We start from the raw sequence: 19,807 nt of genomic DNA on the forward strand, positions 1-19,807 counted from the left end.
GGTCCGGCATCTCGCCGGGTGCGGGGGACGCATGCAGCGCACACCGGGAACAGCGCCAGCGGTGTGAGCATCACTACCGGGGAGACGATGGGCTACCTGCTCGGGATCGACGTCGGCACGACGAGAACGGCGGCGGCGGTCAGCCGGACCGGCAGCCACGGCCATCCGGAGATGGTCACGCTCAGTGACCGGTCGGTCGACATCCCGTCGGTGGTCTACGTGGCGGCGGACGGGTCGCTGCTGTTCGGCGACGCCGCCGAGCGCCGCGCGTTGACCGAGCCGGACCGGGTGGCGCGGGAGTTCAAGCGCCGGATCGGTGACCCCACCCCGATCTCGATGGGCGAGCACTCCTTCACCCCCGAGGAGCTGTGCGCGCTGCTCACCGAGCACATCGTCGAGCTCGTCGGCCGGGTCGAGGGCGGCCCGCCGGACCGGGTGGCGGTGACCCGTCCGGCGTCCTGGGGCGGGCACAAGCAGGACCTGGTCGCCGGGGCGCTGGCCGCCCGCGGTCTGACCGTCAGGTTCCTGGCCGAGCCGCAGGCCGCCGCGCTGCACTACGCCTCGAACGAGCGGGTCGAGCCGGGCGCCACGGTCGCGGTCTACGACCTGGGCGGCGGCACCTTCGACGCCGCGGTCGTCAGCAAGGAGGCCGCGGGCTCGGTGGACACCGGCGGCACGGTGATCGGCGGGACGCTGTTCACCCTGCTCGGCCGGCCGGACGGCGTCGAACAGCTGGGCGGCGCGGACTTCGACCAGGCAGTCCTGGACCACGTGCGGGAGGCGGCCCCGCAGGCGTTCTCGGAGCTGGCCGACAACGACCCCGACGCCTGGACGGCGATGGCCCGGCTGCGCCGGGACTGCCGCGAGGCCAAGGAGGCGCTCTCCGCCGACACCGAGGTGTCGATCCCGGTGTGGCTCGGCGAGGTGCGGACGACGGTCCGGCTGCACCGCAGCGACTTCGAGGAGCGGATCAGGCCCCGGCTGGACGAGTCGGTGGAGGCGCTGCAGCGCACGATCGCCTCGGCCGGGCTCGCCGGGTCCGGGCCGTCGGTGGTCCTGCTGGTCGGCGGTTCGTCACGGGTGCCGCTGGTCGCGCAGCTGGTGTCGGCCGAGCTCGGCCGCCCGGTGCAGGTCGACGCCGACCCGAAGAACGCCATCGCCAAGGGCGCGGTGCTCGCGCTCGGCCCGGCCGCCCCGGTCGCGGCCCCCCCGGGCACCGGTCAGCACGGTCCGGGGACCGGCGCTGCGGCCGCCGGCGGTCTCGCCGCGGGTGGCGCTGCTGCGGGTGGCGCTGCTGCCGCCGGTGGCGTCGCCGGGAGCGGTCCGACGCTGGCCCCGGACCCGGGCCCGCTGCCCTGGGAGACCGGCGAGCCGGCGACCGACCGGCTCGCCGCGGGCGACCCGCGCACCGCGTACCTCGATACCGGCGGCCCGCACGCCGATCCACCGACCGATCGGCTGCCGGTCGTCCCGGGCCCCTACGGCGGGCAACCGGGGACGGCCGTGTACGCCTACCCGGACTACGACGACGCCACCGCCGTCTCCCCCCACCGGCAGCCCGCCGGCCGGTCGCCGGCATTGCTGATCGGCGCGGGCGGGGTCGTCGCGGCGCTCGCCGTGGTCGGTGCCATGGTCTTCTGGCCGACCGAGCGCACGGCGGGCAACGCGACGCCCGAGCTGCCGGCGATGCCGACGACCTCGGAGGCGCCACCCACCACCGAGACCTCCGCCCCGGAGACCAGGACCCCGGAGACGACGCGGGAGCGGACCAGCACACCGCGGACGACCTCCGAGGTCGTCCCGCCCCCGCCGCCTCCGCCGCCGGTGGAGACGCCGACGACCCCGCCGCCGTCGACCTCGAGCGACGACCCGCCGCCGACGACGCCGAGCGACGACCCGCCGCCGACGACCTCTCCCTCCAGTACTTCCTCGAAGACTTCGACTCCCAAACCCGGCCCCCCGCCCTGACCCCCAGGCCGTGGGCGTGCCACCCGGTCCACGTCCCCACGCACGACGAAGGCCCCTGCTCCGAGTGGAGCAGGGGCCTTCGTAAGTAGTCCCGACGGGATTTGAACCCGCGCTACCGCCTTGAGAGGGCGGCGTCCTAGGCCGCTAGACGACGGGACCAGGACGACCGGCATCGATCCCGAATCCGGATCACTGGCCGCGATCCGGAACGCGATGGCATCTCGCGTGGTAGTCCCGACGGGATTTGAACCCGCGCTACCGCCTTGAGAGGGCGGCGTCCTAGGCCGCTAGACGACGGGACCGAGAACGAGATGATGCCGATGTCAGAAAACGGTGACACGATGGTCAACGGTTTCCGCTGGGGTACCAGGACTCGAACCTAGACTAACTGAACCAGAATCAGCCGTGCTGCCGATTACACCATACCCCATCGAAAATCGAGCCCCGCAGTCGAGCAAGTACTGTCGACCACCTGCTCGGAGCGGACCTCGATCTCCGTGATGCCAGTACTCTAACCCATGCCCTGAGCACGTCGGACACCGGCCCCCAGCCGGGCCAGCGACCGGTCGCGGCCCAGCAGTTCCATGCTCTCGTAGAGCGGCGGGGAGACCGTCCGGCCACTGATGGCGACCCGGATCGGGGCGAACGCCTTGCGCGGCTTGAGGCCCAGCCCGTCGACCAGCGAGGCCTTCAGCGACTCCTCGACGGCGGTGGCCGTCCAGCCGGGCAGCTCGGTCAGCCCGTCGAGGGCGGCCCGCAGCACCGGCTCGGCGTCGGCGGTCAGGTTCTTGGCCGCCGCGTCCTCGTCCGGGGCGAAGCTCTCCTCGTCGCGGAGCAGGAAGGCCAGCATCCGCGCGGCGTCGGAGAGCACCTGGCTGCGCTCCTGCACCAGCGGGGCCGCCTCCGCCACCAGTGCCTGCTGCTCCGGTGTGGGTGCGTCGCCCACCACGCCCTCGGCGTGCAGGTAGGGCAACAGACGGGCCGCGAAGTCACCCGGCTCCAGCAGCCGCAGGTGCGCGGCGTTGATCGCCTCCGCCTTCTTGGCGTCGAACCGGGCCGCGTTGCCGGAGACCCGGGAGACGTCGAACGCGCCGACCATCTCGTCGAGGGAGAACACGTCCCGGTCGTCGGCGATCGACCAGCCCAGCAGCGCCAGGTAGTTGAGCAGGCCCTCCGGGACGAAGCCGCGGTCGCGGTAGTGGAACAGGTTCGACTGCGGGTCCCGCTTGGAGAGCTTGCGGTTGCCCTCCCCGGTGACCAGCGGCAGGTGCGCGTAGGTGAAGGGCCCGTGACCGATGCCGACCCGCGCGAGCGCCTCGAGCAGCGCGATCTGCCGCGGCGTCGAGGCCAGCAGGTCCTCGCCGCGCAACACGTGCGTGATCTCCATCAGGGCGTCGTCGACCGGGTTGGTCAGCGGGTAGAGCGGGGTGCCGTCGCCGCGGGCCAGCACGAAGTCGGGCACCTGGCCGGCCCGGAAGGTGATCTCACCGCGGACCAGGTCGGTGAAGGTGATGTCGCGGTCGGGCATCCGCAGCCGGTATACCGGGGCGCGGCCCTCGGCCCGGAACGCGGCCTTCTGCTCGTCGGTGAGGTCGCGATCGGCGTTGTCGTAGCCGAGCTTCGGGTCGCGGCCGGCCGCCCGGTGCCGGGCCTCGTTCTCCTCCGCGGAGGAGAACGACTCGTAGACCTCGCCGGCGTCGATCAGCTTCCGCAGCGCGTCGGCGTAGATCGCGCCGCGCTCGCTCTGCCGGTACGGCCCGTGCGGACCGCCCTTCTCGACACCCTCGTCCCAGTCCAGGCCGAGCCAGCCCAGCGCGTCGAGCAGGGCGCTGTACGACTCGTCGGAGTCGCGGGAGGAGTCGGTGTCCTCGATCCGGAACACCAGCCGGCCACCGTGATGGCGGGCGTGCGCCCAGTTGAACAGCGCGGTGCGGATCAGTCCGACGTGCGGGGTACCGGTCGGTGACGGGGAGAACCGCACCCGGACCTGGGCTGGAGTACTCATGGTGGGCCCAGCCTATCGGCCCCGCTCCCGGCGCCCTGTACGCGCCGGTGCCCGATGGGCCAAGGTGGGATTCCCGTCGCGGCGCAGCGAGGCGCCGCGAGACTCACCACAGAAAGGGACCCACGTGTTCCAGCTGACCGCCCTGTACAACCACCCCGAGGACCCGGCGGCCTTCGACAAGCACTACGACGAGGTGCACGCGCCGCTGGCGAAGAAGCTGCCGGGCCTGCAGCGGTTCACGGTGAGCCGCCCCGCCCCCGGCCCGGACGGCGCGAAGCCCGCCTACCACCTGGTCGCGGTGCTGGAGTTCGCCGACGCCGCCGCCTTCCAGGCCGGCATGGCCGGCGCGGAGGGCCAGGCCGCCGTCGCGGACATGGAGAACTTCGCGGGCGCCGGCGTGACGATGCTGACCGGCCAGTCGGAGCAGGTCTGACGACCCGTGAGTGGTTATCGCGGCCTGGACCGCGATAACCACTCACGGGCGCGCAGCGCCCACCTCGCGCGAGGACACCAGCGCGGCCAGGCGGTCGCCGATCGACGACGTGTTCCCGGTCGCCGAGTGGTCGCGGGTGGCGAGATCGAAGGCCACCGCGGCCTCGATCCGCCGGGCCGAGTCGGTGTGGCCGAGGTGGTCGAGCAGCAGCGCCACCGAGAGCACCGCGGCCGTCGGGTCGGAGATCCCCTGCCCGGCGATGTCCGGCGCGGAGCCGTGCACCGGCTCGAACATCGACGGGTTGACCCGGCTCGCGTCCAGGTTGCCGCTGGCCGCCAGCCCGATCCCGCCGGTGACCGCGGCCGCGAGGTCGGTGAGGATGTCGCCGAACAGGTTGTCGGTGACGATCACGTCGTAGCGGCCCGGGTCGGTGACCATGTGGATCGTGGTCGAGTCGATGTGCTGGTAGGCGACCGAGACCTCGGGGTACTCCAGCGACACCTCCTCCACGATCCGCGACCACAGCGCGCCGGCGTAGGTCAGCACGTTGGTCTTGTGCACCAGCGTCAGGTGCCGGCGCGGGCGGCGCTGGGCACGGGCGAACGCGTCCCGCACGACCCGCTCGATGCCGAACGCGGTGTTCTGGCTGACCTCGGTGGCGATCTCGTGCGGGGTGTCCTTGCGGAGCAGCCCGCCGGTACCCACGTAGGGGCCCTCGGTGCCCTCCCGCACGACCACCATGTCGATCTCGGGATTGCCGGCCAGCGGACCGCGCACCCCCGGGTAGAGCCGCGCCGGGCGCAGGTTCACGTGGTGATCGAGCTCGAACCGCAGGCGCAGCAGCAACCCGCGCTCCAGGATGCCGCTCGGAACCGAGGGGTCGCCGACCGCGCCCAGCAGGATCGCGTCGTGCTGCTTGACCTCGGTCAGCACCGACTCGGGGAGCAGCTCGCCGGTGGAGTGCCACCGGGCCGCGCCGAGGTCGTACTCGACGGTCTCCACGTCTCGGGCGACCTCGCCGAGGACCTTCAGCGCCTCGTTGATGACTTCCGGGCCGATGCCGTCACCGGGGATGACCGCAAGGCGCATGACCTCGTCCTCTCGTCGTATTGCTGGCCGCACGCTACCGCCTGCCGACGCTGGGTCATCGCCTGGCCACCCGGTGGGGGGTTCACGGTCGGGTGAGGCGTGTGCCCGGCGCGGTCGAACCGGCCCGCACCCCCCGGCTCGGGGCCGTTTCCGCCCGTGCCACTCACTCGCGACCCCGCGGACGGCCGCCACCCGTTCCGGTGACGCCCGCGTTGCCCAGCCACCCCCACACACCCCTTACGCGGTGTGGAGGGTGAGTGTCAGCCGTCGAACGAGATCAGGCGGGTGGTGCGGGCACCGACCGAGGCGCCGATCGGCTCCAGCACGGCCGGGTCGATGTGCCGGTCCACGCGCAGCAGCATCAGCGCGTCGGTGCCCTCGGTGGTCTGCGAGATCTGCGCGGCCTCGATGTTCACCGCGGCCTCGCCGAGCAGCGACCCGACCCGGCCCATGACGCCCGGCCGGTCGGTGTACTCCAGCAGCACGACCTCGCCCTCGGCGCGCAGGTCGAAGTGCCGGCTGTTGATCTCGACCAGCTTCTGCACCTCGGCCCGGCCGGTCAGCGTGCCGGAGACGGTGACCGACTCGCCGTCCGGCATCGCGCCGCGCAGCTGCACGACGCTGCGGTGGTTCGCGCTCTCCGGAGTGGTCGTCAGCTCGACGGTGACGCCGCGCTCCTCGGCCAGCTGCGGGACGTTGACGAACGTGACCTGGTCCTCGACGACGTGTGTGAACACGCCACGCAGCGCGGCCAGACCGAGCACCGCGATGTCCTCGCCGGCCAGCTCACCGGCCACGTCCACGGTGATCGAGGTGGGTGTGCGCCCGGCGACGGCGTGCAGCGTCGTACCCAGCTTCTGCACCAGCGGCAGCCACGGCCGGACCTCCTCGCCGACCGCGCCGTGGATCTGCACGTTCACCGCGTCCGGCACGAACTCGCCGGCCAGCGCGAGCTGCACCGACCGCGCGACGTCGGTGCCGGCCCGGTCCTGCGCCTCGGCGGTGGAGGCGCCCAGGTGCGGGGTGACGACGACACGCTCCAGTTCGAACAGCGGGCTGGCGGTGGTCGGCTCGGTGACGTAGACGTCCACGCCGGCCCCGCCGACGTGCCCGGAGCGCACCGCCTCGGCCAGCGCGTCCTCGTCGATCAGGCCGCCGCGGGCGGCGTTGACGATCAGCACGCCCGGCTTGGTGATCGCCAGCTGGTCCTTGCCGATCAGGCCGAGGGTCTCCGGCGTCTTCGGCAGGTGGATCGAGATGAGGTCCGCGGTGCGCAGCAGCTCGTCGAGCTCCAGCAGCTCGATGCCCAGCTGGGCGGCCCGGGACGGCGCGATGTAGGGGTCGTAGGCGACCAGCTTCACGCCGAACGCGGCGAGCCGCTGCGCGACCAGCTGGCCGATCTTGCCGAGCCCGACGACGCCGAGCGTCTTGCCGTTCAGCTCGACGCCGCCGTAGGCGGAGCGCTTCCACTGGCCCAGGCGCAGGCTGGCGTCCGCGGCCGGGATGTGCCGCGCTGTGGCCAGCAGCAGCGCGACCGCGTGCTCCGCGGCCGAGACGATGTTCGACGTCGGCGCGTTCACGACCATGACCCCACGGGACGTGGCGGCCGGTACGTCCACGTTGTCCAGCCCGACCCCAGCCCGGGCGACGACCTTGAGCCGGGTGGACGCGGCGAGCGCCTCGGCGTCGACCTGGGTCGCCGAGCGCACCATCAGGGCGTCGGCGTCGGAGAGCGCCCTGAGCAGCGCCGGGCGGTCGGTGCCGTCCACCTGGCGGATCTCGACGCCGTCGCCCAGCAGCTCGACCGCTGAGGACGCGAGCTTCTCGGCGAGCAGGACGACGGGACGGGGCTGGTCGGTGGCGACGGTGCTCACGGTGTGAAGGTGCTCCCGGGATCGGGTGGTGGTCCTACAGGGTGTCGGGCTCCCGCCCATCCTAGAGCTGTCCGGCGTCGTCGCCAGGGCCAGAGGATTCCGCCTTCGCACCGCGCCCACGGAGAATGGCCGGCCCGTCGGACCATGTCTCGCCCCGGCACGGGTGCCCACGTCATCGAACTGCCGAGTTCGCGCAACGGAAGCCCGTGTTGCAGTCCGCCCGTCGGCCTGATCGTGCCTCCGCTCATCGGCATCGCCGTGGTGCTCTCACGGCTCGCGGCCTGCGACCTCATGCTGGTGATGGCCGGCGCCGCCACGAGGAGGTTCCGGCGCAGCGAGTTGGGGCTCATGGGCGGCGACGTCGCCTTCCTCGCGATCTTCGCGTTCCTCGCCCGGGAAGGTTCGCGCTCGCCCCGGTGCCGGGCGACGCCGGGCCGGAACCGGCCCGCGATCTCTCATGCGGGAGACTGGCTGACCGGACGGGGTCCGCACGGCACACTGTGTCGAGGAGGTGACCGTGCACCCGTCCATCGAGCGAGTCCGCCCGGACATCGAGGCTCTGTGCTCCCGCCTCGGCGTCCGCCGGTTGGAGCTGTTCGGATCGGCCACCGGTCCCGACTTCGACCCCGCGCACAGCGACGTCGACGTCGTCGTCGATCTCGGTCCGGCTGTCCCGGAGCGGTTCGATGTTTACTTCGATCTGAAGGACGGGTTGGAGAGGCTGCTCGGCCGTCCGGTCGATCTCCTCGTCGACGACGCCGTCGTCAACCCGTACGTCCGCCGGGCGATGGACCAGCAACGTGTCGCCGTCTACGGCGCGTGAACCGCGGGCGCTCCTGTGGGACGCCCGACGCGCAGCCGGCCTCGTCGAGGATTTCGTCCGTGACCACGCCCTGGACGACTACCGCGACGACGTGCTGCTCCGATCAGCTGTCGAGCGGCAGTTCGAGATCATCGGCGAAGCGTTGAATCGGCTGTCCAGGCAGTCTCCAGATCTGGCAGACCGCGTTCCCGACCTGCCACGGCTGGTCGCCTTCCGAAACATCCTGATCCACGGCTACGCAGTGGTCGACGACACCATCGTGTGGGACGCCGCGACCCGCCGCTTGCCCGGCCTCATCCGGCGTCTGGACGGACTGCTCGCGGAGCACTGAGATGCGCGAAACCCCCGCCCGGTGTGCCGGTGCGGGGGTTTCACGTTGCCTGCGCCCGAGGGGGTGCGCCCGGGGTCAGGCGTCCGCGGGCCATCTCGGCCCGCGAGCCTCGTCCAGCCGGGCGCGCCCGGCGGAAGATCAGCTCCCGGAGTCGTTCCGGGGGGCTCGGATCACGTGGCCTTCTCTCCGACCCAGCTCATCAGGCCGCGCAGCTTCTCACCGACCTGCTCGATCTGGTGCTCCTGACCGGCCCGCTGCAGCTTGGTGAAGTTCGGACGGCCCGCCTCGTCCTCGGCGACCCACTCGCGGGCGAAGGTCCCGTCCTGGACCTCCTTCAGGATCGCCCGCATGTTGTCCTTCACCGCCGGGGAGATCACCCGCGGACCCCGGGTGAGGTCGCCGTACTCGGCGGTGTCCGAGCAGGAGAAGCGCTGGTTGGAGATGCCGCCCTCGTACATGAGGTCGACGATCAGCTTCAGCTCGTGCAGGCACTCGAAGTAGGCGATCTCCGGGGCGTACCCGGCCTCGACCAGCGTCTCGAACGCGTACTGCACCAGCGCCGACGTGCCGCCGCAGAGCACCGCCTGCTCGCCGAAGAGGTCGGTCTCGGCCTCCTCGGTGAAGGTGGTCTCGATGACGCCCGCGCGGGCGCCGCCGATCCCGGCCGCGTAGGAGAGGGCGAGCGCCTTGGCGCTGCCGGAGGCGTCCTGCTCGACCGCGATCAGCGCCGGGACGCCCTTGCCGTCCACGAACTGGCGGCGGACCAGGTGGCCCGGGCCCTTCGGGGCGACCATCGCGACGTCGATGTCCGCCGGCGGCTGGATGAGGTCGTATCGGATGTTGAAGCCGTGACCGAAGAACAGCGCGTCCCCGGGCTTCAGGTTCGGCGCGATGTCCTCGGCGTAGATGAAGCGCTGCTTGGTGTCGGGCGCGAGGACCATGATCAGGTCGGCCCAGGCGGACGCCTCGGCCGGGGTGACGACCTCGAGGCCCTCGTCGGCGGCCTTCTGCCGGGACTTGGAGCCCTCCGGCAGACCGATCTTGACCTCGACCCCGGAGTCACGCAGGGACAGCGAGTGCGCGTGTCCCTGCGAGCCGTAACCGATCACGGCGACCTTGCGGCCCTGGATGATCGACAGGTCGGCGTCGGCGTCGTAGTAGATGTTGACACTCATGACTGCAGGAACGTTCCTCTCGGGGGTTGGATGGCGAGGTCTGTCTAACGGACGGCCGCGGCCGTGATGGAGCGGGGGCCACGCCCGACCGCGACCATCCCGGACTGGACCATCTCGCGGACCCCGTAGGGCTCGAGCATCCGCAGCAGGGCGTTGAGCTTGTCCGCGGTGCCGGTGGCCTCGACCGTGACCGCCTCCGGGGAGACGTCGACGACCTTGGCGCGGAACAGCTGGACGGTCTCGAGCACCTGGCTGCGCACGGTGGCGTCGGCCCGGACCTTGACCAGCAGCAGCTCGCGCTGCACCGAGACCGAGGGCTCCAGCTCCACGATCTTGATCACATGCACCAGCTTGTTCAGCTGCTTGGTGACCTGTTCCATCGGGAGCTCGTCGACCTCGACGACGATCGTCATCCGGGAGACGTCCGGGTGCTCGGTCGGCCCGACCGCCAGCGAGTTGATGTTGAACCCGCGGCGGGAGAACAGCCCGGACACCCGGGCGAGGACCCCCGGCTTGTCCTCGACCAGGACCGAGAGGGTGTGCAGCTCGCTCACGTGTCGTCCTCCGAATCGGACAGTGCCTGCTCGGTCACGTCCGCGACGTCGTCGATCGACGCGGCGAGGTCGTCGTTGTCGAACTCGGGCCGGATGTCCCGGGCGACCTTGATCTCGTCGTTGCTGGTGCCGGCGGCCACCATCGGCCACACCTGGGCGTCCGCACCGACCACGAACTCGACCACCACCGGCCGGTCGTCGATCTCCATGGCCTGCCGGACGACCCGGTCGACGTCCTCCTTGGACTCGACCCGCAGGCCCGCGCAGCCCATGGCCTCGGCCAGCATCGGGAAGTCCGGGATGCGCAGCTTGTGGGTGTTGAGGTCGGTGTTGGAGTACCGCTCGCCGTAGAACAGGTTCTGCCACTGCCGGACCATGCCCAGGTTGCCGTTGTTGATCACGGCGACCTTGATCGGGATGCCCTCGATGGCGCAGGTGGCCAGTTCCTGGTTGGTCATCTGGAAGCAGCCGTCGCCGTCGATGCACCACACGACGGTGTCCGGCTCGCCGACCTTGGCGCCCATCGCGGCCGGGACCGCGTAACCCATGGTCCCGAGCCCGCCGGAGTTCAGCCAGGTCCGCGGCTTTTCGTAGCGGACGAACTGCGCCGCCCACATCTGGTGCTGCCCGACACCCGCGGCGTAGATCGCGTCCGGGCCGGCGATCGCGCCGATCCGCTCGATCACGTACTCCGGCGACAGCGCGCCGTCGACCGGCTCGGTCCAGCCGAGCGGGTAGCGGTCACGCAGCCCGCCCATCTGCTTCCACCACCCGGACAGGTCCGGCGCGCCGAACTCGGCGCGGTCGGCCCGGACGGCCTCGACCAGCTCGGTGAGGACCTCCTTGCAGTCACCGACGATCGGCACGTCGGCGCGCCGGTTCTTGGAGATCTCGGCCGGGTCGATGTCCGCGTGCACGATCTTCGCGTCGGGCGCGAAGCTCTCCAGCCGGCCGGTCACCCGGTCGTCGAACCGGGAACCGAGCGCGATCAGCAGGTCGGAGCGCTGCATCGAGGCGACGGCCGCGACCGTCCCGTGCATCCCGGGCATGCCCAGGTGCTGCGGGTGGCTGTCCGGGAACACGCCGCGCGCCATCAGCGTGGTGACCACCGGAGCGCCGGTCAGCTCGGCCAGCTCGCGCAGCTCCCCGGCGGCCTCCGCCTTGAGGACGCCACCACCGACGTAGAGCACCGGCTTCGACGACTCGCGGATCAGCCGGGCGGCCTCGCGGATCTGCTTCCCGTGCGGCCGGGTCGTCGGCCGGTAGCCGGGGAGCTGAAGCTCCGGGGGCCAGGAGAACGTGGTCTGCTCGGTCAGCACGTCCTTCGGGATGTCCACCAGGACCGGGCCGGGCCGTCCGGTGGACGCCAGGTGGAAGGCCTCGGCGATCGCCCGCGGGATCTCCGTCGGGTCGGTCACCAGCACGTTGTGCTTGGTCACCGGCAGGGTGATGCCGGTGATGTCGGCCTCCTGGAAGGCGTCGGTGCCGATCAGCGCGCGGGTCTGCTGGCCGGTGATGGCCACCAGCGGCACCGAGTCCATGTGGGCGTCCGCGATCGGGGTGACCAGGTTCGTGGCCCCCGGCCCGGACGTCGCCATGCAGACCCCGACCTTGCCGGTGGCCTGCGCGTAGCCGGTCGCGGCGTGCCCGGCGCCCTGCTCGTGCCGGACCAGGATGTGCCGGACCTTCGTCGAGTCCAGCAGCGGGTCGTAGGCCGGGAGGATCGTCCCGCCCGGAAGACCGAACACCACCTCGCAGCCGATCTCCTCGAGCGAGCGCACCAGGGACTGGGCGCCGGTCATCGGCTCGTCGACGATCCGCGGGCCGGGCACGGTCGCATCGGTGCGCGCCGCGGCCGGGGAGTCGTTCCGGGACGGCGCCGCGGTCCGCCCGGGCGGCGGGCCCGGCTTGGGACCGGCGGTGCCGGATCGGGAGGGGACGGTGGTCATCTGGGTCTGCCTCGCTGGAGATGGTGTCGATCAGATGCCGGACATGAGCTGTGCTGAACACACTGTGCTGTGTTGGACATAAAAAAGCCCCCGCCGCCCGGTGCTCCGGGCTCGTGCGAGGGTGAGCGCGTCGTCGTCCGAGTACTGGAGACTCAGGCGGCGGCGCGCCCGGGAATTACGAGGAGTCGAACGACGGACATGCCGTGACGCTAGCACGCAGCGGTCGCGCGACGTCAATCGGTCCGACCCCTGCGTGGCCGGGATCGCACCGCCCGGCGGTGTCACACTGGGGGCTGTGCGCAGCATCGACGACTCCACCCCACCGGTCCGGGACGAGGGCCGTCAGGTCCACGACGGCCGGCGACGGCTGGTGTTCAAGCCGTCCCGGCTGAACATCGCGGCGACGCTCGTCGTCTGCGTGGGCGCGCTGCCGCTGCTGCTCACCGTGCCGTTCTTCTGGCTGGCCCTGCTGCTCCCGCTCGCGGTGATCGGATGGGTGCTGCGGGTGCGCACGACCGTGGATCCGGACGCCGTGACGATCCGGTCCGCGACCGGCTCACGCACCCTGGCCTGGGACGACGTCCGGGGGCTGAAGCTGGGCAGGCGGTCGTCGGTCAGCGCGGTGCTCGCCGACGACGGTGAGGTCGTGCTGCCCGCCGTGCACGTGCGGGACCTGCCGGTGCTGGCCGCCGCCAGCGGCGGACGCTTCGCCGACCCGGCCGGGGACGTCTGAACGTTCCGGATCACGAGGGCGCGTACGGTTGTGGACAACCAGCACGCGGTCGTCCCCGGGGGCGCGACCCACCCCGCCGGCACCGCCTGCTGAGCCGGGGCCCGCGCCCACCACCTCCGCGACGCGCCCACCCGGTCCGTCAGCACGCATCCGTCCGACACCGGCTGGAGAACCGACCACATGCCCGCCCTGCGTTCCCGCGTCACCACCCATGGTCGCAACGCCGCCGGAGCGCGTTCGCTCTGGCGCGCGACCGGCATGGGCGACGACGACTTCGGCAAGCCGATCGTCGCGATCGCCAACTCCTACACCCAGTTCGTGCCAGGCCACGTGCACCTCAAGGACATGGGCGACCTGGTCGCCGGTGCCATCACCGAGTCGGGCGGGGTCGCCAAGGAGTTCAACACGATCGCCGTGGACGACGGCATCGCCATGGGGCACGGCGGGATGCTCTACTCGCTGCCCTCGCGCGAGATCATCGCCGACTCCGTCGAGTACATGGTCAACGGGCACGCCGCCGACGCGCTGGTCTGCATCTCGAACTGCGACAAGATCACGCCCGGGATGCTGAACGCCGCGATGCGGCTGAACATCCCGACCGTGTTCGTCTCCGGCGGGCCGATGGAGGCCGGCAAGGCGGTCGTCGTCGGCGGGGTCGCGCAGGCGCCCACCGACCTGATCACCGCGATCTCGGCGTCCGCGTCGTCCGAGGTGGACGAGGCCGGTCTGTCCGAGGTGGAGCGTTCGGCCTGCCCGACCTGCGGGTCGTGCTCGGGCATGTTCACCGCGAACTCGATGAACTGCCTCACCGAGGCACTGGGACTCTCCCTCCCCGGCAACGGCTCCACGCTGGCCACGCACGCCGCGCGCCGCGAGCTGTTCCTGAACGCCGGGCATACCGTGATGGACCTGGCAACCCGCTGGTACCGGGACGACGACGCGTCCGCGCTGCCGCGCAACATCGCGACCCGCGAGGCGTTCGAGAACGCGATGGCCCTCGACGTCGCCATGGGCGGCTCGACCAACACCGTGCTGCACATCCTCGCCGCGGCGCAGGAGGGCGAGATCGACTTCGACCTCGCCGCCATCGACGCCGTCTCGCGCCGGGTGCCGTGCCTGTCCAAGGTCGCGCCGAACTCGGACTACCACATGGAGGACGTGCACCGGGCCGGTGGAATCCCGGCCATCCTGGGCGAGCTGTGGCGGGCCGGGCTGCTCAACTCCGACGTGCACACGGTGCACTCCCCGTCCATGGAGCAGTGGCTCACCGAGTGGGACGTCCGCTCCTCGGGTCCCTCGCAGACCGCGGTCGAGCTGTACCACGCCGCGCCGGGCGGGGTCCGGACCACGCAGGCGTTCTCCACCGAGAACCGCTGGTCGTCGCTGGACACCGACGCCGTCGGTGGGTGCATCCGGGACCTCGAGCACGCCTACTCCGCCGACGGCGGCCTCGCCGTGCTGCGCGGGAACCTCTCCACCGACGGCGCGGTGATCAAGACCGCCGGCATCCCGGAGGACATCTGGGAGTTCGAGGGCCCGGCCGTGGTCCTGGAGAGCCAGGAGGACGCCGTCTCGGCGATCCTGCGCAAGGAGATCACGCCGGGCGACGTGCTGGTCATCCGCTACGAGGGCCCGTCCGGCGGGCCGGGGATGCAGGAGATGCTGCACCCGACGGCGTTCCTCAAGGGCGCCGGCCTGGGCAAGGCCTGCGCGCTGATCACCGACGGCCGGTTCTCCGGCGGCTCGTCCGGCATCTCGGTCGGGCACATCTCCCCGGAGGCCGCCGACGGCGGCGCCATCGGTCTGGTGGAGAACGGGGACCGGGTCCGCCTCGACGTCCGCGCCCGGTCGCTGGAGCTGCTGGTCGAGCCCGAGGTCCTCGCCGACCGCCGCGCCAAGATGGAGGCCTCCGAGCGCCCGTGGCAGCCGAAGGACCGCCAGCGCACGGTGTCGAAGGCCCTGCGCGCCTACGCCCACATGGCGACCAGCGCCGACACCGGCGCCGTCCGCCGCCTCCCCTGAACGTGCTTCACACCCCTTCGCTGCTCCTCGCACCCGTTACAGCAGGTGTGCGGAGCAGCGAAGGGATGTGAGGCGTTAGGTTCGGGGCATGGGCATCGGAACGCGCACGCTCGGGTCACTGACCGTCTCGGCGCAGGGGCTCGGCTGCATGGGAATGTCGCAGAGCTACGGGGCCGCCGACGAGTCCGAGTCGATCGCGACGATCCACCGGGCTCTCGAGCTCGGCGTCACGCTGCTGGACACCGCGAACGTCTACGGCGACGGCGCCAACGAGGAGCTCGTCGGCCGGGCGATCGCCGACCGCCGCGACCGGGTGGTGCTGGCGACCAAGTTCGGCATCGTCCGCGACGCCTCCGGGAACCAGGCCGCCCGGGGCGACCGGGAGTACGTACGGCAGTGCGTCGAGGAGTCCCTGCGCCGGCTCGGTGTCGACCACATCGACCTCTACTACCAGCACCGGGTGGACCCGGACACGCCGATCGAGGAGACCGTCGGCGCGCTCGCCGACCTGATCGACGAGGGCAGGATCCGGCACTACGGCCTGTCCGAGTGCGGCGCGGAGACCGTGCGACGCGCGCACGCGGTGCGCCCGCCGGCCGCGGTGCAGTCGGAGTGGTCGCTGTGGACCCGCGGCATCGAGGACTCCGTCGCCCCGGTGTGCGCTGAGCTGGGTATCGGGATCGTGCCGTTCTCCCCGCTCGGGCGCGGGTTCCTCACCGGGGCGATCACGTCGGCCGGACAGCTCGGCGAGGGCGACATGCGTAAGAGCCTCCCCCGGTTCTCCGACGACAACCTGGCCGCGAACCTCGCGATCGTCGAGGCGCTGACCGCGATCGCCGAGCGCCGCGGGGTGACGGCCGGGCAGCTCGCGCTGGCCTGGGTGCAGAGCCGCGGCGAGCACGTGGTGCCGATCCCGGGGACGAAGCGGCGCCGCTACCTGGACGAGAACGTCGCCGCCGCGTCCCTGGAGCTCACCGACGACGAGCTGACCGAGATCGAGGCGGCCGCGCCCGCGTCCGCGGTGGCCGGCGAGCGGTACTCGGCGCACCTGCAGCGCAACGTCGGCCGCTGACCCGGCGCCTGGTCCCTCGGTCACCGGCCCAGCGCCCCACCCAGCTCGTCGAGCGCCGCGGACACGACCCGGACCATGGACGCCACCCGGTCCGGGCCCTGGTGCTCGGCAGCGAACGGCAGGTACTGCACGTGTGCCTGCACCCGGGCCCACGCCGCCTCGGCGGCGATCATCCGGGGCGGGTCGGGTGCGCCGAGCGCGGCGTGCAGGGTCTCCCGGTAGAGGTCCGGGACGGCGCCGGCGGGCGCGTCGGCCGGGCCGTCGGCGGGCGGGGCACCCAGCACGACGCAGTCCAGCGAGCCGGGCGCGACGCGCGCGTTCCCCCAGTCCAGCAGCACCGCACCATGCGGTCCGGTGTGGATGTTCCCGCGGTGGGCGTCGCCGTGGCAGAGCGTGCGGGGCAGCGCGCCGAGCGCGGTGGCGATCCGGTCGTCGTCCGCCCAGGCCCGGACGGCGGCATCGGCATCGAGAAGCGCCGGTCCGGCGTCGGCGTCGGTCCCGCTCCGGTCCGCGGCCGCCCGCAGCGCGTCCGAGGCGACGTCGCACAACCGCGCCCACCAGGCCGGATCGACGACCGGGACGCCGCGCGGGCGGTTGCGCCGCCAGTGCGCGTGCACCAGCGCCAGGGTGCGCCACACCTCGTCCGGCACGGGTGCCCCACCGGGGAGCGGACCGCCCGGGACGTGCTCGAGCAGCACCCAGCCGTCACCGGAGGCGAGCATCCGCGGCAACCGGACCGGGCCGTTCACCACGGCCGCGGCCCGCATCGCCGCGGCCTCGGTCGGGCCGGTGCGCTTGAGCACCACGGCCGAGCCGTCGTCCAGGTCGATGCGTTCGGTACCGCCGGAGCCGTACCCGCCCGCCAGCGGCTCGCGGCCGGTCACCCCGACCTCGTGGCGCAGCCGCTTGCGCAGGGGCCGCAACCAGGCGTCGTCGGGAACCCGGGTCACCGGCGCAGCACGAACACTACGAGCAACGCGACGGCCACCCCGACGACCAGCGCGAGCAACGCCCACGGCAGCGGCCGGCGCTGGTAGGTGCGGCCGGCGTCGAGCGCGATCCGGCCGGCCCCGGCGAACACCAGGGCGGCGACGCCACCGGCGAGCAGCACGTGCAGCTCGAGCGAGTTCGGGCCGTCCGCGGCGAACAGCGGCACCGCCGGCTGCCCGGCCGGGCCCAGCGACAGTGCGATGGCGACGATCTTCGTGGCGAGCAGTCCCGCCGCAGCGAACGGCGTCAGCAGCCCCAGCACCAGCAGCGCGCCGAGTACCAGCTGCCCGACGCCGAGCACCCAGGCCAGTGGCGTCGCGAAGGCCGTGAACCCCAGCCCGGCCAGCGCGTCCGCGGTGCCGGCCGGGCCGAGCCCGCCGAGCAGCCCGAACACCTTCTGCGCGCCGTGCGCGGCGAACACCCCGCCGATCACCACCCGCAGGATCAGCAACCCGATGTCCGACGAGATGTGCGCCGGGACCGGGAGGCGCTCGGACCGCGTCGTCCGCTCGGGAGGTTCGTCGCCGGAGATGCTGCCCCAGTCGTACTGCTGCGTGGGCCCGCTCATGACCCCGAACCCTAGCGGCGGGAGACGGTGTGCCCTGCGGGTCTCCCCGGGCGCGTCCCCCGGGATCTCAGTAGGCGCCGGTCACCAGGTTCGGGGGCTGCTCCCCCTGGACGAACACGGCGAGTTGTTCGGCCGCGACCCGGTACGCCCGCCGCATCGCCAGCGGCACGCTGCCACCCACGTGCGGGGTGAGCAGCAGGCCCGGCGCGGAGAACAGCGGGTGCGCCGGCGGCAGCGGCTCCGGGTCGGTGACGTCGACGGCCGCCCGGATCCGGCCGGACTGCAGCTCCGCGAGCAGCGCGTCGGTGTCGCAGACCGGGCCGCGCGCACCGTTGACCAGCACCGACCCGTCCGGCATCGCGGCCAGGAACCCGGCGTCGACCATGCCGCGGGTCTCGTCGGTGAGCGGGACGATCAGCACCGTCGCGTCGTGCCCCGGGAGCAGCGCGGGCAGCTCGTCCCAGCCGTGCACTCCCGCCCGCGCGGTCCGGCCGACCATCGTGATCTCGACGTCGAACGGCTCCAGCCGGGCCTTCGTCTTCTCGCCGACGTCCCCGGCCCCGACGATGAGGATCTTCTTCCCGGCCAGCTCCTCGGTCTGGTGGTAGTCCCAGGCCCCCCGGTCCTGGGCCCGGACGAACCGGTCCAGGTGTCGGTAGACCGCGAGCAGCACCGACACCACCCACTCCGCGGTCGCGCCGCCGTGCGCGCCGCGGCCGTCGGACAGTGCGACGCCCGCGGGCAGGTTCCCGATCCACGCCTCGGCACCCGCGGTGAGCAACTGGACCAGCTCCAGCTCCGGCATCCCGCCGGTCAGCTTCAGCGCATCCGAGTTCGCCAGGAACGGCGGGACCAGTGCCCGGGCGGTCCCCGCCTCGTCCGGCAGCGGCCGGTCCGGGTCGTAGACGACCGGTCGCAGGCCGTCCACCTCGGACAGGATGGCGGCTCCCTCGTCGTGCGGGACGAGGACGGTCACGGGTGCGTTCGCTCCGTCGGTGCTCACGCTTCCGGACCGTACTCACCGGGCACTCACCCCGCGGCCCCTAGCCTGGACGATCGTGAAGGCCCGCCTGCTCGTCCGGCTCGCCGCACTGGCGGCTCTGCTGGTGCTCGCGGGTGGCTGCGCGACGTTCCCGGACGAGGGGCCGCGGGACTGGCGGCCGCAGGCCGAGGGCGAGGGCGAGCTCGGCGGCCCCCCGCAGATCGCGCCGCCCCGCGAGGAGCCGCAGCCGCCACCGCAGCAGCCCGCGCCGCAGCAGCCGGGCGGCGACGCCCCGCCCGCCCCGTGCGAGGACCCGGACCCGCAGGTCGTCGCCTCCTGCCTGGGGCCGGTCGGCGCGGTGGCGGTGCTGCCCCAGGGCGACCGGGCGCTGGTCGCCGAGCGCCGCACCGGCCGGGTGCTGCAGGTCGAGCGCGGCAAGGACCCGCAGCCGGTGACGACGGTGCCGGTCGACCCGAGCACCGGGATCACCGGCCTGGTGCTCTCCCCCGGGTACGCCGAGGACCGCCTCGTCTACGCGCTGGCCGGAACCCCGCAGGGCGGGCAGGTGCTGCGGCTGGCCCCCGGCGAGCCGCCGAAACCGGTGCTCGGCGGGCTGCCTCCGGTGGGTGCCCTCGCCGTCGACACCGACGGCTCGTCCTTGCTGGTCGCGACCGGCGCCGGGCAGGGCCCGCTGGCCGGCGCGGTGCTGCGGATCGACACCCTCGGCCGGCCCGCCGCCGGGAACCCGGACCCGGCCTCGCCGGTGCTGGCCCGCGGGCTGACCGCGCCGGGCGGGGTGTGCGTCGACCCCGCGAGCCGGACGACCTGGGTGACCGACCGCGCCCCGGGCCGCGACCTGCTCTACAAGGTCGGCCCCGGCTCGCTCGGGGCGCCCGCCTGGACCTGGCCGGAGCGTCCGGGGGTCGGCGGCTGCACGGTGCTGCCGGGGACCGTGGTGGTCGCGCAGAGCAGCGGGAAGGCGCTGTTCATGCTGACGCCGGGGCGGGACGGCGGCTTCACCGGAGACCCGAAACCGGTGCTTCAGGACACCTACGGCGCGATCGGCTCCGCCACCCTGGCCCCGGACGGCCTGCTCTGGCTGGGCACCGTGAACCGGGACACCGTCTCCCCCGGTCCCACCGACGACCGGGTGATCCGGATCCAGCCCCCCACCGGCGGCGGCGGTTCGGCGGCGTAGCGCCCGTGAGTGGTTATCGCGGTTCTGGCCTCGAAAACCAC

At 72.8% G+C, this 19,807-nt stretch carries 17 protein-coding genes and 3 tRNA genes; 8 read left to right on the forward strand and 12 right to left on the reverse strand.

The genetic code is table 11. The features are described from left to right. Positions 1 to 63 precede the first annotated feature (63 nt). The gene (locus ACLFMI_RS20830; protein WP_410949600.1) at positions 64 to 1,968 is read left to right on the forward strand and encodes an Hsp70 family protein; all 1,905 of its coding nucleotides are present in this window, start codon (positions 64 to 66) and stop codon (positions 1,966 to 1,968) included. Positions 1,969 to 2,054: 86 nt separating this feature from the next. Here the strand turns inward: ACLFMI_RS20830 and ACLFMI_RS20835 are convergent. The 4 genes from ACLFMI_RS20835 to gltX form a co-directional block, all read right to left on the reverse strand. Next, positions 2,055 to 2,127: transfer RNA gene (locus ACLFMI_RS20835), tRNA-Glu, on the reverse strand. A gap of 67 nt (positions 2,128 to 2,194) precedes the next feature. Then, a tRNA-Glu gene (locus ACLFMI_RS20840) sits at positions 2,195 to 2,270 on the reverse strand. A 56-nt stretch (positions 2,271 to 2,326) separates the two neighbouring features. Beyond that, positions 2,327 to 2,398, reverse strand: a tRNA-Gln gene (locus ACLFMI_RS20845). An 81-nt stretch (positions 2,399 to 2,479) separates the two neighbouring features. Then, the gene (gene gltX / locus ACLFMI_RS20850) at positions 2,480 to 3,973 is read right to left on the reverse strand and encodes a glutamate--tRNA ligase (protein ID WP_410949601.1); all 1,494 of its coding nucleotides are present in this window, start codon (positions 3,971 to 3,973) and stop codon (positions 2,480 to 2,482) included. Positions 3,974 to 4,097: 124 nt separating this feature from the next. On the opposite strand from gltX, the gene ACLFMI_RS20855 reads away from it, so the two are divergent. Then, a complete protein-coding gene (locus ACLFMI_RS20855; RefSeq protein ID WP_410949602.1) occupies positions 4,098 to 4,406 on the forward strand; it encodes an EthD family reductase in 309 nt (102 codons plus the stop codon). 42 nt (positions 4,407 to 4,448) lie between these two features. Here the strand turns inward: ACLFMI_RS20855 and ACLFMI_RS20860 are convergent, their stop codons facing one another. Both ACLFMI_RS20860 and serA read right to left on the reverse strand, forming a co-directional pair. After that, positions 4,449 to 5,495: a 3-isopropylmalate dehydrogenase gene (locus ACLFMI_RS20860; protein WP_410949603.1), complete on the reverse strand. Its 1,047-nt coding sequence runs from the start codon at positions 5,493 to 5,495 to the stop codon at positions 4,449 to 4,451. 260 nt (positions 5,496 to 5,755) lie between these two features. Then, positions 5,756 to 7,369 (reverse strand): phosphoglycerate dehydrogenase, encoded by a 1,614-nt coding sequence (gene serA, locus ACLFMI_RS20865; protein ID WP_410949604.1) that lies wholly within the window; start codon positions 7,367 to 7,369, stop codon positions 5,756 to 5,758. 517 nt (positions 7,370 to 7,886) lie between these two features. On the opposite strand from serA, the gene ACLFMI_RS20870 reads away from it, so the two are divergent. Both ACLFMI_RS20870 and ACLFMI_RS20875 read left to right on the forward strand, forming a co-directional pair. After that, positions 7,887 to 8,192: a nucleotidyltransferase family protein gene (locus ACLFMI_RS20870; protein ID WP_410949605.1), complete on the forward strand. Its 306-nt coding sequence runs from the start codon at positions 7,887 to 7,889 to the stop codon at positions 8,190 to 8,192. Beyond that, a complete protein-coding gene (locus tag ACLFMI_RS20875; RefSeq protein WP_410949606.1) occupies positions 8,170 to 8,523 on the forward strand; it encodes a HepT-like ribonuclease domain-containing protein in 354 nt (117 codons plus the stop codon). The genes ACLFMI_RS20870 and ACLFMI_RS20875 overlap by 23 nt, the downstream gene beginning before the upstream one ends. A gap of 170 nt (positions 8,524 to 8,693) precedes the next feature. On the opposite strand, the gene ilvC is transcribed toward ACLFMI_RS20875, so the two are convergent. Genes ilvC through ACLFMI_RS20890 form a run of 3 tightly spaced genes read right to left on the reverse strand, consistent with a single transcriptional unit; the run spans position 8,694 to position 12,201 of the window. Next, complete coding sequence (gene ilvC / locus ACLFMI_RS20880; RefSeq protein ID WP_410949607.1) at positions 8,694 to 9,698, reverse strand: ketol-acid reductoisomerase; 1,005 nt, start codon at positions 9,696 to 9,698, stop codon at positions 8,694 to 8,696. 44 nt (positions 9,699 to 9,742) lie between these two features. Beyond that, complete coding sequence (ilvN, locus tag ACLFMI_RS20885) at positions 9,743 to 10,252, reverse strand: acetolactate synthase small subunit (protein ID WP_410949608.1); 510 nt, start codon at positions 10,250 to 10,252, stop codon at positions 9,743 to 9,745. Beyond that, the gene (locus tag ACLFMI_RS20890) at positions 10,249 to 12,201 is read right to left on the reverse strand and encodes an acetolactate synthase large subunit (RefSeq protein ID WP_410949609.1); all 1,953 of its coding nucleotides are present in this window, start codon (positions 12,199 to 12,201) and stop codon (positions 10,249 to 10,251) included. Before ACLFMI_RS20890 ends, ilvN begins: the two co-directional genes overlap by 4 nt. A 295-nt stretch (positions 12,202 to 12,496) precedes the next feature. Between ACLFMI_RS20890 and ACLFMI_RS20895 the strand changes: the two genes are divergently transcribed. From ACLFMI_RS20895 to ACLFMI_RS20905, 3 genes are all read left to right on the forward strand, one after another. Continuing rightward, positions 12,497 to 12,934, forward strand: coding sequence for a PH domain-containing protein (locus tag ACLFMI_RS20895; RefSeq protein ID WP_410949610.1), 438 nt, complete (start codon positions 12,497 to 12,499; stop codon positions 12,932 to 12,934). A gap of 180 nt (positions 12,935 to 13,114) precedes the next feature. Beyond that, the gene (ilvD, locus tag ACLFMI_RS20900) at positions 13,115 to 14,956 is read left to right on the forward strand and encodes a dihydroxy-acid dehydratase (protein WP_410949611.1); all 1,842 of its coding nucleotides are present in this window, start codon (positions 13,115 to 13,117) and stop codon (positions 14,954 to 14,956) included. Between the two features lie 88 nt (positions 14,957 to 15,044). Next, on the forward strand, positions 15,045 to 16,028 hold the full coding sequence (locus ACLFMI_RS20905; RefSeq protein WP_410949612.1) for an aldo/keto reductase: 984 nt from the start codon (positions 15,045 to 15,047) through the stop codon (positions 16,026 to 16,028). Positions 16,029 to 16,048: 20 nt separating this feature from the next. On the opposite strand, the gene ACLFMI_RS20910 is transcribed toward ACLFMI_RS20905, so the two are convergent. From ACLFMI_RS20910 to ACLFMI_RS20920, 3 genes are all read right to left on the reverse strand, one after another. After that, positions 16,049 to 16,978: a phosphotransferase gene (locus tag ACLFMI_RS20910; RefSeq protein ID WP_410949613.1), complete on the reverse strand. Its 930-nt coding sequence runs from the start codon at positions 16,976 to 16,978 to the stop codon at positions 16,049 to 16,051. Next, entirely contained in the window at positions 16,975 to 17,586 is a 612-nt protein-coding gene (locus tag ACLFMI_RS20915) for a DoxX family protein (RefSeq protein WP_410949614.1), read from the reverse strand. The genes ACLFMI_RS20910 and ACLFMI_RS20915 overlap by 4 nt, the downstream gene beginning before the upstream one ends. Before the next feature lie 67 nt (positions 17,587 to 17,653). Further along, a complete protein-coding gene (locus tag ACLFMI_RS20920) occupies positions 17,654 to 18,589 on the reverse strand; it encodes a 2-hydroxyacid dehydrogenase (RefSeq protein WP_410949615.1) in 936 nt (311 codons plus the stop codon). A gap of 55 nt (positions 18,590 to 18,644) precedes the next feature. Between ACLFMI_RS20920 and ACLFMI_RS20925 the strand changes: the two genes are divergently transcribed. After that, entirely contained in the window at positions 18,645 to 19,766 is a 1,122-nt protein-coding gene (locus tag ACLFMI_RS20925; RefSeq protein WP_410949616.1) for a PQQ-dependent sugar dehydrogenase, read from the forward strand. Positions 19,767 to 19,807 lie beyond the last annotated feature (41 nt).

The organism is Pseudonocardia nantongensis (assembly GCF_046546495.1).
Classification (GTDB): Bacteria; Actinomycetota; Actinomycetes; order Mycobacteriales; family Pseudonocardiaceae; genus Pseudonocardia; species Pseudonocardia nantongensis.

Excerpts from the sequence above, each read along its gene's own strand:
- gltX (WP_410949601.1), bottom strand. The coding sequence starts at position 3,973 with ATGAGTACTCCAGCCCAGGTCCGGGTGCGGTTCTCCCCGTCACCGACC.
- ilvC (WP_410949607.1), bottom strand. The coding sequence starts at position 9,698 with ATGAGTGTCAACATCTACTACGACGCCGACGCCGACCTGTCGATCATC.
- ilvD (WP_410949611.1), top strand. The coding sequence starts at position 13,115 with ATGCCCGCCCTGCGTTCCCGCGTCACCACCCATGGTCGCAACGCCGCC.
- ACLFMI_RS20915 (WP_410949614.1), bottom strand. The coding sequence starts at position 17,586 with ATGAGCGGGCCCACGCAGCAGTACGACTGGGGCAGCATCTCCGGCGAC.
- ACLFMI_RS20905 (WP_410949612.1), top strand. The coding sequence starts at position 15,045 with ATGGGCATCGGAACGCGCACGCTCGGGTCACTGACCGTCTCGGCGCAG.
- ACLFMI_RS20890 (WP_410949609.1), bottom strand. The coding sequence starts at position 12,201 with ATGACCACCGTCCCCTCCCGATCCGGCACCGCCGGTCCCAAGCCGGGC.
- ACLFMI_RS20860 (WP_410949603.1), bottom strand. The coding sequence starts at position 5,495 with ATGCGCCTTGCGGTCATCCCCGGTGACGGCATCGGCCCGGAAGTCATC.